12 protein-coding genes and 1 pseudogene are annotated in these 14,759 nt (G+C 71.8%); 5 read left to right on the top strand and 8 right to left on the bottom strand.

The features are described 5' to 3' along the window. Positions 1 to 651: 651 nt before the first annotated feature. From AB0E94_RS14430 to AB0E94_RS14415, 4 genes and pseudogenes are all read right to left on the bottom strand, one after another. Positions 652 to 1,554: pseudogene (locus AB0E94_RS14430) on the bottom strand (arginase family protein); the annotation flags it as partial. Between the two features lie 29 nt (positions 1,555 to 1,583). Beyond that, a complete protein-coding gene (locus AB0E94_RS14425; protein ID WP_360326243.1) occupies positions 1,584 to 2,537 on the bottom strand; it encodes a tetratricopeptide repeat protein in 954 nt (317 codons plus the stop codon). 151 nt (positions 2,538 to 2,688) lie between these two features. Continuing rightward, positions 2,689 to 4,362 (bottom strand): methylmalonyl-CoA mutase family protein, encoded by a 1,674-nt coding sequence (locus AB0E94_RS14420; RefSeq protein WP_360326242.1) that lies wholly within the window; start codon positions 4,360 to 4,362, stop codon positions 2,689 to 2,691. Between the two features lie 166 nt (positions 4,363 to 4,528). Continuing rightward, positions 4,529 to 5,734, bottom strand: coding sequence for an NAD(P)/FAD-dependent oxidoreductase (locus AB0E94_RS14415; RefSeq protein WP_360326240.1), 1,206 nt, complete (start codon positions 5,732 to 5,734; stop codon positions 4,529 to 4,531). Positions 5,735 to 5,787: 53 nt separating this feature from the next. Here AB0E94_RS14415 and AB0E94_RS14410 point away from each other — a divergent pair, with 53 nt between their 5' ends. Then, positions 5,788 to 6,369: a PadR family transcriptional regulator gene (locus AB0E94_RS14410; RefSeq protein WP_360326239.1), complete on the top strand. Its 582-nt coding sequence runs from the start codon at positions 5,788 to 5,790 to the stop codon at positions 6,367 to 6,369. Between the two features lie 84 nt (positions 6,370 to 6,453). On the opposite strand, the gene meaB is transcribed toward AB0E94_RS14410, so the two are convergent. Both meaB and AB0E94_RS14400 read right to left on the bottom strand, forming a co-directional pair. Next, a complete protein-coding gene (gene meaB / locus AB0E94_RS14405; protein ID WP_360326237.1) occupies positions 6,454 to 7,413 on the bottom strand; it encodes a methylmalonyl Co-A mutase-associated GTPase MeaB in 960 nt (319 codons plus the stop codon). Further along, the gene (locus tag AB0E94_RS14400; RefSeq protein ID WP_360326236.1) at positions 7,410 to 8,594 is read right to left on the bottom strand and encodes an acetyl-CoA C-acetyltransferase; all 1,185 of its coding nucleotides are present in this window, start codon (positions 8,592 to 8,594) and stop codon (positions 7,410 to 7,412) included. The genes meaB and AB0E94_RS14400 overlap by 4 nt, the downstream gene beginning before the upstream one ends. Before the next feature lie 81 nt (positions 8,595 to 8,675). Here AB0E94_RS14400 and mce point away from each other — a divergent pair, with 81 nt between their 5' ends. The 4 genes from mce (at position 8,676) to AB0E94_RS14380 (ending at position 13,633) form a co-directional block, all read left to right on the top strand. Further along, a complete protein-coding gene (gene mce / locus AB0E94_RS14395; RefSeq protein ID WP_360326234.1) occupies positions 8,676 to 9,143 on the top strand; it encodes a methylmalonyl-CoA epimerase in 468 nt (155 codons plus the stop codon). Between the two features lie 279 nt (positions 9,144 to 9,422). Continuing rightward, on the top strand, positions 9,423 to 10,763 hold the full coding sequence (locus AB0E94_RS14390; protein ID WP_360326232.1) for a cell division protein DivIVA: 1,341 nt from the start codon (positions 9,423 to 9,425) through the stop codon (positions 10,761 to 10,763). Positions 10,764 to 11,006: 243 nt separating this feature from the next. Further along, on the top strand, positions 11,007 to 12,407 hold the full coding sequence (locus AB0E94_RS14385) for a Laminin subunit beta-1 (protein ID WP_360326231.1): 1,401 nt from the start codon (positions 11,007 to 11,009) through the stop codon (positions 12,405 to 12,407). Between the two features lie 80 nt (positions 12,408 to 12,487). Further along, entirely contained in the window at positions 12,488 to 13,633 is a 1,146-nt protein-coding gene (locus AB0E94_RS14380) for an AI-2E family transporter (protein ID WP_360326230.1), read from the top strand. Here the strand turns inward: AB0E94_RS14380 and AB0E94_RS14375 are convergent. Both AB0E94_RS14375 and AB0E94_RS14370 read right to left on the bottom strand, forming a co-directional pair. Next, positions 13,630 to 14,409, bottom strand: coding sequence for an alpha/beta hydrolase (locus AB0E94_RS14375; protein WP_360326228.1), 780 nt, complete (start codon positions 14,407 to 14,409; stop codon positions 13,630 to 13,632). The two genes, AB0E94_RS14380 and AB0E94_RS14375, sit on opposite strands and share 4 nt — an antisense overlap. Before the next feature lie 10 nt (positions 14,410 to 14,419). Further along, positions 14,420 to 14,638: a hypothetical protein gene (locus AB0E94_RS14370; RefSeq protein WP_317797331.1), complete on the bottom strand. Its 219-nt coding sequence runs from the start codon at positions 14,636 to 14,638 to the stop codon at positions 14,420 to 14,422. Positions 14,639 to 14,759: the final 121 nt, after the last annotated feature.

The raw sequence follows: 14,759 nt of genomic DNA, 5'->3' as shown, positions 1-14,759 counted from the left end.
GGGGCTGGTGGCTGGACCGCCGGCAACTGCGCCGGGTTCGGAGACAACGTCCGGCTCGGCCGTATCCGCATCCGGATCGGCCGGGTCGGCGGTGTGGTCGAGGAAGGTTTCCGGCTCCGGGTCTGCAGCGGAATCGAGCCCCGTGATCTCGATCGAGATCCTCGTGACAGGCAGCTCAGCGGCTGCGGGACCATCGGGATCTGTGGCGGATTCATCGCCGGTGGCCGAGGCGGCTGCCGCGGAGGCGGCTGCCGCGGAGGCGAATTCGTCACCGCTGACCGCCGCGGAGGCGAAGTCGTCACCGATGGCCGACACGGAGGCGGATTCGTCACCGGTGGGCGCGGCGGAGGCGAGTTCGTCACCGGTGGGCGCGGTGGGGGCGAGGCCGTCACCGATGGCCGCAGCGGAGGCGGATTCGTCACGGGTGGGCGCAGCGGAGGCGGATTCGTCACGGGTGGGCGCAGCGGAGGCGGATTCGTCACCGGTGGCCGCCGCGGGGGCGAGGTCGTCGGCGGCGTCCGAAGTCGTGGGCCCGGCTTCGGGCGGCGCCGGCGGGATCAGCGGGCCGGGACGGGACGGGGAGCGGCGGGTGGCCGGCTTGTCCAGGTCGCGGCGGGCGGCGATCAGGTCCGGGCGGGGGGTCGTCGTGCGTACCGGAGAAAGGCCGCTGACCACCGCCGACGTTATCTCGGACGCATAGCGGCCGTCCGGGTCGTAGTCGGGGTCGAAGACGGTGATCTCCACGCCCAGGCAGTGTGGGGACTCGACGAGGCCGGTGAGGAGGAGTTCCAGTTCGGGGAAGGCGATGCCGCCCGGGTCGGGGGCGTCGACGGCCGGCATCACGGCCGGGTCGAGGACGTCCACGTCGATGTGCACCCAGTAGCCGGCGCAGTCGACGAGCTGGTCGCGGGCCCACTGGGCGCTGCGGGCGGCGCCCTCGGCACGGAGCGCGGGAACCGGGCGGGTCACGATGCCGGCGGCCTGGAGGTCGAGGCGGTACTCGTCCTGGGCGCGGATGCCGAGAACCACCACGTCGATGTCGCGGAAGTACGGCCGGCGGGACTCGATGGCGGCCAGGTCGGCCTGGCCCCGGCCGGTGACGAGAGCCAGGTCCTCACCGGCGGCGGCGCCCACGTAGGAGGCGTTGCCGGGGTGCCGGAAGTCGGAGTGGCCGTCCACGAAGACCAGCCCGATCCGGCCGCCGACGGCGTCGCCGAGACGGTGCATGGCGATGCCGGCGCCGATCAGTATCGAGCAGTCGCCGCCGAGGACCACCGGGAACTCGCCGCCGTCGATGATCGCCCCGATCCGGTCGGCGAGCGCCCGGGAGTAGGCCGCGATCTCGGCCGCGTGGGCGACGCCGTCACCGGGACGCCAGTCGCCCGGGTCGTACCGCGGCGGGGTGAGACAACCCGCGTCGCGGGCGCCGAGTTTGGTGAGCAGACCCTGGTCGCGGAGGGCGCCGGGCGCCTTGGCGCAGCCCGGCACCGACGTCGCGGTCGGCGGGCGCAGGCCGAGATTGGACGGTGCGTCCAGAACGGCGATGCGGCGCACGACGCCCCCCTTCGTTGTGAAGCCGCAGCTTAGAAGAGTGCGCTGGCCAACGCACGCCTTGCGCCGGCGACCGCTGGGTCGTCCGGCCCGGCAACGGCGAACAACGACAAAAGGTGCTTGCGCACCGCGTCGCGGTCGTCACCGGCCGTCTTCTTGACCAGGGCGATCAACCGGGCGTACGCCTCGGCGGCCTGCCCGCTCAGCACCTCGATGTCAGCGGCGAGCCGCTGGGCCTCGAAGTCCTCCGGGTCGGCGTCGGCCTTGGCCAGCGCCGTCGACGGGTCGACGCCGGCGATCCGCCGGTACAGCTCCACCTGGGCCAGGCCGGACTCGGCGGCCGCGTCGGCGGGTGACTCGGCGAGGATCTTCCGGTACGCCGCCTCGGCCGCGTCCAGGTCGCCACCCATCAGGGCGTCGTCGGCGGCGTCGAGACGCGGGTCCTCGGGGGCGGCCACGCTGACCCCGGCGGCCTTGAGGACGGCATCGACATACTGCCGGACCTGGGCCTCGGAGAGGACACCACTGAACCCCTCGACCGGCTGCCCGCCGATCAGGGCCGTCACCTGCGGGATGCCCTGCACCCGGAAGACCTGCGCGAGACGCGGGTTCAGATCCACATTGACCTTGCCGAGGATCCACGAGCCGCCGTACTCGACGGCCAGTTTCTCCAGCACCGGCGAGAGCTTCTTGCAGGGCTCGCACCAGTCGGCCCAGAAGTCGAGCAGGATCGGCGTGGTCAGGGACTGTTCCAGAACGGACTGGAAATCGGCCTCGTTGACGTCGATGATCACGTCCGGGGTGACGCCGGGGACGTTACCGGGAACCGGGCCTGGAACAGCACCGGGAACATTGCCGGCCGGGGCGGCCGGGGCGGCGGCGGGACGGCTCGGCGCGGCCGGTCTGGCCGGCGTCGAGGGGCGCAGCGCGCTGAGATCGACCGCGCCGCGGGTGAAGATCGACGGAGTGGTCCGTGGGTCGCTCATGGTTACCTAGTCTCGCACGCTGTCACGCCTGTTCGCGTCGCCACCAGGCCGCCGATATCGGACGTCACAACCCACTTCTCCCGGTCTCCGGCCAGCTCACCCGCCGCGGTCCTGCGAGGTCCGTCAACCCACAGGACCGCGGGGGTACGGGTCAGAAGCGCGGCGGCTCGCGGTAGATGCCCCACTCCGATTTGAGGATGCCGCAGATCTCACCGAGGGTGGCTTCGGCGCGTGCCGCCTCGAGCATGGCGGGGATCATGTTCTCTCCGGTGCGGGCCACCGTGATCAGGTGTTCCAGGGCGGCTTTCACCCGTACCCCATCGCGGTTGTCCTTGCGGCCGGTCAGGTCGCGGACCTGGACCTGCTCGACCTCGTGGGACACCCGGAGGATCTCCAGGTCCTTGGCGACCGTGCCGGTGTGCGCGTTGACCCCGACCACCTTCTTGGCGTTCTTCTCCAGGGCCTGCTGGTACGCGAACGCCGCCTCGGCGATGTGCGAGGTGAACCACCCGTCCTCGATGCCGCGCAGGATGCCCGCGGTGATGCTGCCGTCGTGGCCGAGCTCGCGGATGCGGGTGAAGATCTCCTCGGCCTCGGCCTCGATGCGGTCGGTGAGCGCCTCCACATACCACGATCCGCCGAGCGGGTCGGCCACGTTCGCCACCCCGGTCTCCTCCATCAGCACCTGCTGGGTGCGCAGGGCGATCTCGGCGGACTCGTCGGTGGGCAGCGCGAGGGTCTCGTCGAGGGCGTTGGTGTGCAGCGAGTTGGTGCCGCCGAGGACCGCGGCCAGGGCCTCGACCGCGGTCCGGACCACGTTGTTGACCGGCTGCTGCGCGGTCAGCGAGACCCCGGCGGTCTGTGTGTGGAACCGCAGCCACAACGCCTTCTCGCTGGTGGCGCCGTACTCGTCGCGCAGGTGCCGGGCCCAGATGCGGCGGGCGGCGCGGAACTTGGCGATCTCCTCGAAGAAGTCGACGTGCGCGTCGAAGAAGAAGCTGAGGCCGGGGGCGAAGGTGTTGACGTCGAGCCCGCGGGACAGGCCCAGCTCGACGTAGCCGAAACCGTCGGCGAGCGTGTACGCCAGCTCCTGCGCGGCGGTCGAGCCGGCCTCCCGGATGTGGTAGCCGCTGACCGACAGCGGCTTGTACCGCGGGATCTCCCGGGCGCAGTACTCCATCAGGTCGCCGATCAGGCGCAGGTGCGGCTCGGGCGCGAAGAGCCACTCCTTCTGGGCGATGTACTCCTTGAAGATGTCGGTCTGCAGGGTGCCGTCGAGTTTCGAGAGGTCGGCGCCCTGCCGCTCGGCGGCCACCAGATACATGCAGAAGACCGGGACGGCCGGCCCGGAGATGGTCATGCTGGTGGTGACGTCCTGCAACGGGATGCCCTCGAAGAGCACGTCCATGTCGGCGGCCGAGTCGATGGCGACACCGCAGTGGCCGACCTCGCCGAGCGCCTCGGGCTCGTCGGAGTCGCGGCCCATCAGGGTGGGCATGTCGAACGCGACGCTGAGCCCGCCACCGCCGGCGGCCAGGATCATCTTGTAACGCTCGTTGGTCTGCCGGGCGTTGCCGAAGCCCGCGAACTGGCGGATCGTCCAGGTCCGCCCGCGGTAGCCGGTCGGGTGCAGCCCTCTGGTGAACGGGAACTCACCGGGCCATCCGATGCGCTCGAAGCCGGGGTAGGCGATGCCCTCGGGTGGCCCGTAGACCGGTTCCACCGTCGCCCCGGAGAGCGTGGTGAAGTCGGCGTCCCGCTTGCGGGCCGCATCGTAGCGTCGTTGCCAGCGCTCACGGCCGGCGTGGATCTCGGCTGCATCCATACCTGCCATGTTAGATCAGAACTGAACGATCGCTAAGGCCTCCGGCCCGCCTCACAGCAAGGGTTTTCCCCGTTGCCGACCGATCGGCCGGGAAACGAGAGTGGAGGACAAGCAGTTCCCCAGAGGCCCCGGTGGCGCCCGCCAACGCCGCCGGGGCCCCCACGACTCACCGCGGCGCCCGCGCCAGCACCGGCACCCGGTGCTCGAAGATCCACGCCTGCGGGTCGCCGCGCCGGTGCAGCATCCGCATCACCAGCGGCGTCATCGCGTCCCGGATCGCCGCGCCGACCGGCCCGGCGACCTTGGTGCTGCTGGTCCGCCGCCCGTGCGCGACCACCTTCTCCACCCGTGGCCGGCGCGCCGCCTCGTACGCGGCCAGCGCCACGGCCTGATCCGGGTGCTCGCGCAGGCTGTGCCCGAGGACCACGGCATCCTCCAGCGCCTGCGAGGCGCCCTGCCCGGACGACGGCGCGACGGCGTGCGCCGCGTCCCCGATCAGCACCATCCGGTCGGTGTGCCAGACCGGCACGCGGGGCAGGTCACGGGTGCTCCACGGGCCGAGGATCCCGCCGGTGGCCCGGATCAGGTCGCCGGCCGGCTCGCCCTCGAACAGGCCCAGCAGGTAGGCGCGCCAGGTCTCGGCGGTGAACTCACCGGGCTCGACCGGGCGCCGGCGCGGCGGGTTGGCGAACCACCAGACCCGGCCGTCCGGACCGGCGGTCCAGCCGAAGAAGGCCTTCCGGCCGAACGACATCTGCATCGCTCCGGGCGGCGGGACCAGCGCGGGATCGACCGGGGCGTCGGTGAAACCGCCGGTGTCGAGGAGGCCGAGGAAGTGCGGCGCGGGCGATTCCGGATCGATGGCGGTACGGGTACGCGAGTTCAGCCCGTCCGCGCCGACCAGCAGTTCCCCGGTGACCGAGCGGCCGCCGGCGAACTCCGCGGTGACCCCGTGCGGGCCGGAGTGTGCGGTGGTGAGCCGGTGGCCGTACACGATCTCGATGCCCTGCCGTTCGGCCTCGGCCCGCAGCGCCGCGTAGAGGTCGGCGCGCCGGATCGTGGTGGTGACCGCCCCGTCCGGGGTGGGCCCGCCGAGCGGCAACTCGGCGAGCAGCCGGCCGGACGCGCGGCGCAGCGCGAGCCGGGGCGTGGCGAACCCGCGGGCCAGCACCACCGCCGGGTCGGCGCCGAGGGACCGCAGCGCGTTCACCCCGTTCACCGCGATGGTCACGAAGACGCCGCGCTCGGCGTCGCCCGGCCGGCCGGCCTCGTGGATCACCGGGGTGCGGCCGGCGAGGCGGAGGGCGATGGCGGCGGCGGTCCCGGCGATGCCGCCCCCGATGACGATGGCATCCTGCTCTCTCGTAGTCATAAAATAACTATTGATGAGATGACTAGGAACCGTCAACCCCTAAGCTGACCCGCATGAAGCGGTCTCCCCTGGCGATGGTTCTGCTGGCTCTACTGGTGGAGGCGCCGATGCACCCGTACCGGATGCAGCAGGTGATCAAGGAGCGCGGTCAGGACCAGCTGGTCAACGTCGCGCAGCGCAACAGCGTCTATCAGACCCTCGATCGATTGGTACGGGAGGGACTGGCCCGCCCCGGTGAGACCACCCGGGAGCCCGGCCGTCCGGAGCGCACCGTCTACGAGGTGACCGAGGAGGGCGCGGCCAGCCTGCGGCGCTGGCTGCTGGAGATGCTGCCGGAGCCGGCCCGCGAGTTCCCGGAGTTCCCGGTGGCGCTGGCCTTCCTGCCGATGCTCTCCCCAGCCGAGACCCGTGAGCTGCTGGAACGCCGGGTGGAGAAACTGACCGAGCGGGCCGCCGCCGTCGACGCGCAGGCCCCACCCGGACTGCCCCGGTTGTTCCTGATCGAGGACGAGTACCGGGCCGGCATGCTGCGCGCCGAGATCGCATGGCTGCGCGCGCTGATCACCGAACTGGCGGACGGCGCCCTGACCTGGGACCGCGCCCTGATCGAGCAGACGCTGGCCCGCTTCGCCTGACGCTCCCGCTCTCCGCTTCCGGCTTCCGCCGTCGATCTTGGACAGGTGTGACCGAGGTCCACGAGATCGCGGAAGTGAGGGTGGTCAGAGACCTGCCAGCAGCTCCGCGGCGGCGGCGTGCGGGTCGATCGTGCCGTCGGCGACCCGGGCCGCCAGCGCCGGCAGGGCGGCGCCCCCGCGCAGGTCGCCCATCCGCGCCCGCAGTGTGCCCAGCGCCAGCGCCGAGATCTCCGCGGCGGCCCGCTGCTCACGCCGTCTGCGCAGGTTGCCGGTGCTCTCCAGCCACTCGCGGTGCTTGCCGACGGCGGCCACCACGTCGTCGATGCCCTCGTTCTTGACGGCGACCGCACGGACCACCTGGGGCCGCCACTCGCCCGGCCCGCGTTCGCCGAGGGCGAGCATGCCCTGGATGTCACGGTAGGTGGCGTCGGCGCCGGGCCGGTCCGCCTTGTTGATCACGAAGACGTCGGCGATCTCCAGTACGCCCGCCTTCACCGCCTGGATCGCGTCGCCCATCCCGGGTGCGAGCAGCACCAGCGTGGTGTCGGCGAGCGAGGCGATCTCCACCTCGGCCTGCCCGACACCGACCGTCTCGACCAGGATCACGTCGCAGCCGGCGCCCTCCAGCACCCGGACCGCCTGCGGGGTGGCCGCCGACAGACCGCCGAGCTGGCCCCGGCTGGACATCGAGCGGATGTAGACCCCGGAGTCGGCGGTGTGGTCCTGCATCCGGATCCGGTCGCCGAGGATCGCCCCGCCGGTGAACGGGCTGGACGGGTCGACGGCCAGCACCCCGACCCGGTTTCCGGCCTCACGCAGGGCGCGGACCAGCTCGTTCGTGGTGGTCGACTTGCCCACCCCGGGTGCGCCGGTGAGCCCGACGACCTGGGCCCGCCCGGCGTGCGACGCCATCGCGGCGGCCACCTCGGGCAGCGCCGGATCGTCGTTCTCGACCAGGCTGATCAGGCGCGCCACCGACCGGGCGTCACCCTCCCGCGCCTTGGCGACGAGGGAGGGCACGTCACGCGACCGGCGCTGGATCACGCCGCGGGGACCTTGATGATCAGAGCGTCGCCCTGCCCGCCGCCGCCGCACAGCCCGGCCGCACCGAGGCCGCCGCCGCGCCGCTGGAGCTCCAGCGCGAGGGTCAGCACCAGCCGGGCGCCGGACATGCCGATCGGGTGGCCGAGCGCGATGGCGCCGCCGTTCACGTTGACGATCGACTCGTCCACCTTCAGCTCGCGAGTGGACTGGATGACCACCTGGGCGAACGCCTCGTTGATCTCGATCAGGTCGAGGTCCTCGACGGCGAGGCCGGCCTTCCCGAGCGCGTGCCGGATGGCGTTGGCCGGCTGGGACTGCAACGAGCTGTCCGGACCGGCGACGTTGCCGTGCGACACGATCTCGGCGAGCCAGGTCAGCCCCAGCTCCTCAGCCTTGGCCTTGCTCATCACCACGACCGCGGCGGCGCCGTCGGAGATCGGCGAGGAGCTGGCCGCCGTGATCGTGCCGTCCGGGGTGAAGGCCGGCCGCAGCCTGGCCAGCGACTCGCCGGTGGTGTCGGGGCGGACACCCTCGTCGCCGTCGACCGGCCCGGCGGCGTTGCGGCCACCGGCCGGGACCGGCGCGATCTCGGCGGCGAACCGGCCGTCCCGCTGGGCGGCGGCGGCCCGCTGGTGGCTCTGCGCGGCGAACGCGTCCTGCTCCTGGCGGGTGATGCCCAGGCCCACCCCACTGGCCTCGGTGGACTCGCCCATCGAGATGCCCGCCCACGGGTCCATCAGGCCGTCGAAGGCGGTGTGGTCACGCACCAGCACGTCACCGAACTTACGGCCCGCGCGCTGGTCGGTCAGCAGATGCGGCGCATTGGTCATCGACTCCATGCCGCCGGCCACCACGACGTCGAACTCGCCGGCCCGGATCAGCTGGTCGGCCAGGGCGATCGCGTCCAGCCCGGAGAGACACACCTTGTTGACAGTGAGCGCCGGAACGGACATCGGGATGCCGGCCGCGACGGCGGCCTGACGGGCCGGGATCTGACCGCAGCCGGCCTGGAGCACCTGGCCCATGATCACGTACTGCACACGGCCGGGCTCGATGCCGGCCCGGCCGAGGGCGGCGGCGATGGCGTGCCCGCCGAGGGCGGTGGCGGGCAGGTGCTTGAGGTTTCCGAGGAGGCGCCCCATCGGGGTCCGGGCGCCGCTGACGATGACGGAGCTGGTCACGGTCGTGATCCGATCTGCGGGAACGGGCGCGGGGAACACCCGGAGTGGCCTTAACGATGGGTCAGGTCCGAGACTAGCCCCATGACTGACGACACATCGAGCGGCACCGCGGCTGAGAATGTCACATTCTCCGATGTCGGCCTCCTGAAAATCGATCATGTCGGGATCGCGGTGGCCGATCTGGACGAAGCGCTCCGCTTCTATGCCCGGAACTTCGGTTTGCACTGTGTGCACCAAGAGACGAACGAGGAGCAGGGCGTCCGGGAGGCGATGCTCGCGGTCGGCGACGGCAGCGGCCCGCGACTGCAGCTGCTGGCTCCGGCCCGGCCCGACTCGGCGATCGCGAAGTTCATCGACCGCAGCGGCCCCGGCCTGCAACAACTCGCCTACACGGTGGCCGACGTGGAGGCCGCCGCGGACGCGCTGCGGGCCCGGGGGCTGCGGCTGCTCTACGACAAGCCGAAGCGGGGCACGGCGGGTTCCCGGATCAACTTCGTGCACCCCAAGGACGCCGGGGGTGTGCTGGTGGAGCTGGTGGAGCCGGCGTGAGGCGTACCTCTCGCGGGTGATTCGACCTGACGCGGACCCGCCCGCCTGGCAGGATCGGGGGCATTGAGCAGGGCCGACGACCCCGGCGACGGGCCCGGAATCCCCCGAAGCCCCGAGTGGGCTGGTGACAGCGGGACGACGCCGGACCGGCCGGTGAGTCAGCGGTACTCCCCGAACGGCCCGGGGGCGGTCTGCGCTCCAGGTCGAAGCTGATCTACGATGCGGTTCGGATGCCCATCGGCTCTTGCATGTCCGATTCCTCTTCGCCAGGATGGCGCAATGCCCCAGCAGCAGGATCAGAACCTGGCCTTCTTCGAGACCGCCAACTCTCAGCACGACTTCACCGTCGTACTGCGGGGATATGACCGCGGACAGGTCGACGGACACATCGGCCGGCTGCTCGCCGCGCTGAACCAGTCCGAGGCGGCCCGCGGCGAGGCCGAGCAGCGGATGAACGACGCGCAGCGTCGCCTGCGCCAGGCCGAGCAGCGTCTGAACGCGCTCGAGCAGAAGCTCGCCGACAGCAACAAGTTGCTGGAGGAGAACAACAGGCCGACGCTCTCCGGGCTGGGCACCCGGGTGGAGCAGATCCTGCGTCTCGCCGAGGAGCAGGCGAACGATCACCGCAACGAGGCGAAGCGGGAGTCCGAGGGCATTCTCTCCGCGGCCCGTCTCGAGGCCCGCGAGATCACCGACAAGGCGCGTGCCGAGGCCGCCGCCATGAAGGCGACCGCCGAGCGTGAGGCCGGCCAGGTCCGCACGCACGCCGAGCGGGAGGCCGCCGAGGCCCGGGTCCAGGCCCGGCGCGAGGCCGACACGCTGCGGTCGGACGCCGACCGCGAGACCAAGCAGTTGCGCACGGTGACCGCACACGAGGTCGCCGAGCTCAAGTCGACCGTGGAGCGTGAGGTCGCGTCGCTGCGCGCCACCGCCGAGCGGGAGATCACCCAGGCCCGCGCGAAGGCCGGCCGGGAGGCCGAGGAGAAGCGCGCCGAGGCCACCAAGCTGCTCGCCGACGCCCGCGACAAGCGCGAGAAGGACCTGCAGGCCCTGGCGCTGGAGATCGCCGAGCGCCGGGAGAAGGCCGAGGCCGAGGAGTCGCAGCGGCACGCCGCCCAGGTCGCCGCCACCCAGAAGATGGTGGCCGAGGCCGAGGAGCGGGCCCGCGCCGCCGAGGACCGGTCGAAGGAGATCGAGCAGCGCGCCGAGAGCCGCCGCATCGAGTCCGAGCGTCACTCGTCCGAGACCGTCGAGAAGGCGCGGGCGCTGGCCGAGAAGACCGTCACCGAGGCCCGCCAGGAGGCCAACCGCCTGCTCGGCGACGCCCGCCAGGAGGCGGAGCTGACCACTCAGGCGGCCCGCCGCGAGGTCGAGGACCTGACCCGTCAGAAGGACGCGGTCACCAACCAGCTGGGTCAGATGCTGTCCGGCCTGTCCGGCCTGGTGCCGGGGGTCGGCGGAGCCGCTGCACCGGCTGCCGCGGCCGCCGTGGCAGCAGCCGCCGCCAAGCCCGCCGAGGCGCCCGCACAGCGTGCTCCCGAGCAGGTCACGGCCCAGGGCGAGCTGGCCGAGGCGGATGACGACGAGGACGAGCCGGTCGCCGCTCAGACGAATTCCTGACCCGAGACCATCGTCTCTCTCCGGTTGCGGAGCCGCCGCGAGTGCGCGACGGTTGACAACGGCCGGGGCATTCGATGACGAAATCAGGCCGTACCGGAGTTTCTCCGGTACGGCCTGACTCGTTTCGCGCTTGCCTGGGTTTATCGAGCCGAGGTCAGACAGATCACAACTACCCGGATCGTCTCTGCCAAACCGGTGTGTATCGACACGCCACGGGACGATGCGTATGTGAGGATGGAAAGCATGTCGCACGGCGGTGAAATTCTCGGTCTCGGCGGAGATTCGGCCACCGAACCCAGCTTCGAGACCGCCCTGCGGGGTTACGAGCGCAAGCAGGTCGAGCGATACGTGACCCGGGCGGAGAACGAGATCGCCGCCCTCCTCGCCGACCGCGAGCAGGCCTACTCGCAGATGCAGGCGATGACGGCGCAGATAAAGGGTCTACAGGCGGAGCTGGCCCAGGCGCGGCGTGACTCCGGGGTCAGCGGTGAGGTGTCGTTCCGGCACCTGGGCCCGCGGGTCGAGCAGATCCTGGCGCTGGCCGAGGAGCAGGGCGAGGCGATCAAGGCGTCGGCGACCGACGACATCGCCTCCCGGCTGGCCGAGGCCGAGCGGATCCGGGCCGAGGCCGAGGCGCACGCCCACAACGGCATCCGTGACTTCGAGATCGCTCTGGCCGCGCGCCGTGCCGAGGAGGAGAAGGCCGACACCGCCAAGCGGACCGCCTCCGACAAGGCGCTGGCCGCCGCCCGTCAGGCCGGCGAGCAGATGCGCAAGGAGGCGGAGGCGGTGCTGGCCCGTTCCCGCAACGAGGGCCAGCACCTGGTCGAGCAGGCCGCCCAGGATGCCGCCCGGCAGCGGGCCGAGGTGGACGGCTATGTGCAGTCCACCCGGATGCAGGCCGAGCAGGAGCTCAAGGCGCTGCGGGAGAAGACCAGCCAGGAGATCGCCGCCAAGCGGGCCGAGGCCGAGCGCGAGCTGGCCGACCTGAAGGCGTCGGTCGAGCACGAGCTGGCGCTGCGCCGGCACTCGGTGATCGAGGAGCTGGGCCAGATGCGGGCCGGCGTCGAGAAGCAGTGCGCCGACCTGCGCAGCGAGGCCGACAAGTATGCCGAGGAGGTCCTCCGGCGGTCGGACGATCAGGCCACGGCCGTGCGCAAGGAGATCGCCGCCCAGCAGGAGAAGATCGCCCAGGCCGGCCGGGAGCTGGAGGCCGCCAACGGCGAGGTGGCGCAGGCCGAGCAGCGCCGGGTCGCCGCGCTGGAGCAGGCCCAGAGCGCCGAGACCGAGGCCGAGCGGGTCCGCCAGCGTCTCGCCGAGACCCAGCAGCAGCTGGAGTCGGAGCTGAAGCGGGTGGCCGAGGCGAAGCGTTCCGGTGAGGCCGCCGAGCGGCACGCCGCCGATGTTCGCCGCCAGGTGCAGAAAGAGGCGAAGCGGGTCGCCGAGCTGGCCGCGGCCGCGGTGCTGGCGGCGGCCGCCGACCCGAGTGACCCGGGCGAGCCGGAGGCGCCGGCCGAGAAGCCGGTGGAGCCGGTGCCGATGGCGGTCCAGCCCCAGCCCGCGGAGAAGCAGCCGGGCAAGGTGACCGCGTCGGCGAAGGTGACGGTTCCGCAGGCGACCCGGATCCCGGCCGACGCCGAGTGAGATCAGGGTCGTCCCCGGTGGTGGGCCGAGCTCGGCGGCGATAGCCTCCGATCGCCGGATTCGGTGATCGAGGAGGTCTGATGTCCGCCGAGCCACCCGCCGACGCGAAACCACCGGTCGAGGAGAAAACACCGGTCGAGGAGAAAACACCGGTCGAGAAGGCGCCGGTCGAGGAGAAACCGTTCGGTGAGCCCGGGCCGCCGCTCAACCGACGCAACCCGTTCCTGGTCGGATTCCTCTTCGGACTCGGCCTGCTGGTGGCGTATTCGCTGTTCCTCGGCATCCGCAACGCCACCTCGATGCTCATCCTGATCTTCATCGCGCTGTTCCTGGCGATCGGCCTCAACCCGGCGGTGACCCGGCTGCGCAGGTGGGGGCTGCGCCGGGGCGCGGCGGTGGCGATCGTGGCGCTCAGCGTGGTCGGGCTGCTGGCCGGCGGGATCGTGGCGCTGATCCCGCCGCTGGTCACCCAGACCACTGAGCTGATCAACAACGCGCCGGACGTGGTGGAGAGCCTGCGCCGCAGCCAGACCGTCAACGAGCTGGTGCAGCGCTACGACATCGCCAACCGGGTGCAGGGCGCGGTGAACGCCGGGACGATCACGAACGCCCTGGGCGGGGTGGTCGGCGGCGCCCGGCTGCTGTTCGGCACGATCTTCAACATCCTGACCGTGCTGGTCCTGACGATCTACTTCATGGCGTCGTTCGAGCGGCTCAAGTCGACCGGTTACCGGCTGGTCCCGGCCTCCCGGCGGGAGCGGGTCACGCTGATCGGCGACGAGATCCTGACCAAGGTCGGCGCGTACATGGTGGGCGCGCTGGCGATCGCCGTGCTGGCCGGGGCGAGCACTTTCGCGCTGGCTCTGGCGCTGGGGCTGGCGTACCCCTTCGCGCTGGCCGTGGTCGTCGCGGTCTGTGACCTGATCCCGCAGATCGGGGCCACCCTCGGCGCGATCGTGGTGAGCCTGGTCGGGCTGGCGTCGTCGGTGTCCGACGGCATCGCCTGCATCGTGTTCTTCATCATCTACCAGCAGATCGAGAACTATCTGATCTACCCGCGGGTGATGCGCCGCTCGGTCCGGGTGAGCGACGTGGCGGCGCTGGTGGCGGCCCTGCTCGGGGTCGGCCTGTTCGGCGTGATCGGCGCGCTCGTCGCGATCCCGATGGTGGCCGCCATCCAGCTGATCATGCGGGAGGTCATGCTGCCGAGCCTGGAGGAGCGCTAGTTCTTGTCGAAGGCGGCGACCGTGCGGTCGGCGTAGGCGGTGGCGTCGCCGGTCTCCATCGGGCCGTCCCAGGTCGTCGGCAGCGGAGTGGACACCCCGGGGGCCACCCGGCGGACGATCTCGTCGAGGACCTTCTCGGCGTCGCCGACCCACAGGTGCTTGGCGCCGGGCATCGGCACGACCTCCGCCTGCGGGATGGCGGCGAAACGTTCGGCGGCTTCAGCCGGGCGCAGGTAGTCGTCGAACTCGGGGATCAGCGCGGTGACCGGCTTGCCGTCGGAGGCCCAGGCGGCCAGGTGCTCCGGCTGGGAGAAGCGCAGCGGCGGGGAGAGCAGGATCGCGCCGGAGACGGCCGGGTCCAGCCCGTACATCAGGGTCAGGTCGGTGCCGAAGGACCAGCCCACCAGCCAGATGTCCGGCAGGTCGGCGAACTCCGCGTACTCGATGGCGGCGGCCACGTCGAAACGCTCGTCGACCGCCTTCGAGAAGGATCCGCCACTCGTGCCGCGGACGCTGCTGGTGCCACGGGTGTTGAAACGCAGCACGGCGAGACCGGCCAGCGCGGGCAGCCGCCAGGCCGCCTTGCGGTAGACGTGGCTGTCCATCATCCCGCCGTGGGTGGGCAGCGGGTGCAGGCAGACGAGGGTGGCCACCGGCTCGCGGTCGAGCGGCCGGGCCAGCTCGCCGACGAGGGTGACGCCGTCCGCGGTGTGCAGCTCGATGTCCTCCCGGTGAGCCGGCAGGATCGAGTTGGCCCGGATCTGGTTGTTGCTCATGAGGAGAGTTTCACCCATACCTCGGGGCGTTGCGCGAGCGCTCCACCCCTGGCGTGCGCCGGTCACGGCCGCGCCAGCAACCCGTGTGCCAGTGACGGCGGTCGGCCATGTCGCCCCAGCCGTCGGCCGGCCACGCCACCACGTGCGCCACCCCGGGGCGGATCTCCTGCATGCAACCCGGGCAGCGGTACGTCTTGGCGGCCGCCGCGCCGAAGATCGACCGCACCATCCACTCGCCGTCCTGCCACTGCTGGACACGCTGCTCGGTGATTCCGGGACGGTCCGGGCCGGGCTCGTCGTCGGCTGGGCGGCGGGGGCGGTTACGGCGGGGGCTCACGAGGTCAAGCGTA

Source organism: Actinoplanes sp. NPDC026670, from assembly GCF_040638175.1.
GTDB lineage: Bacteria > Actinomycetota > Actinomycetes > Mycobacteriales > Micromonosporaceae > Actinoplanes.
Note: the sequence above shows the minus strand (reverse complement) of the source record. Positions and strands in the feature narration are given on the sequence as shown.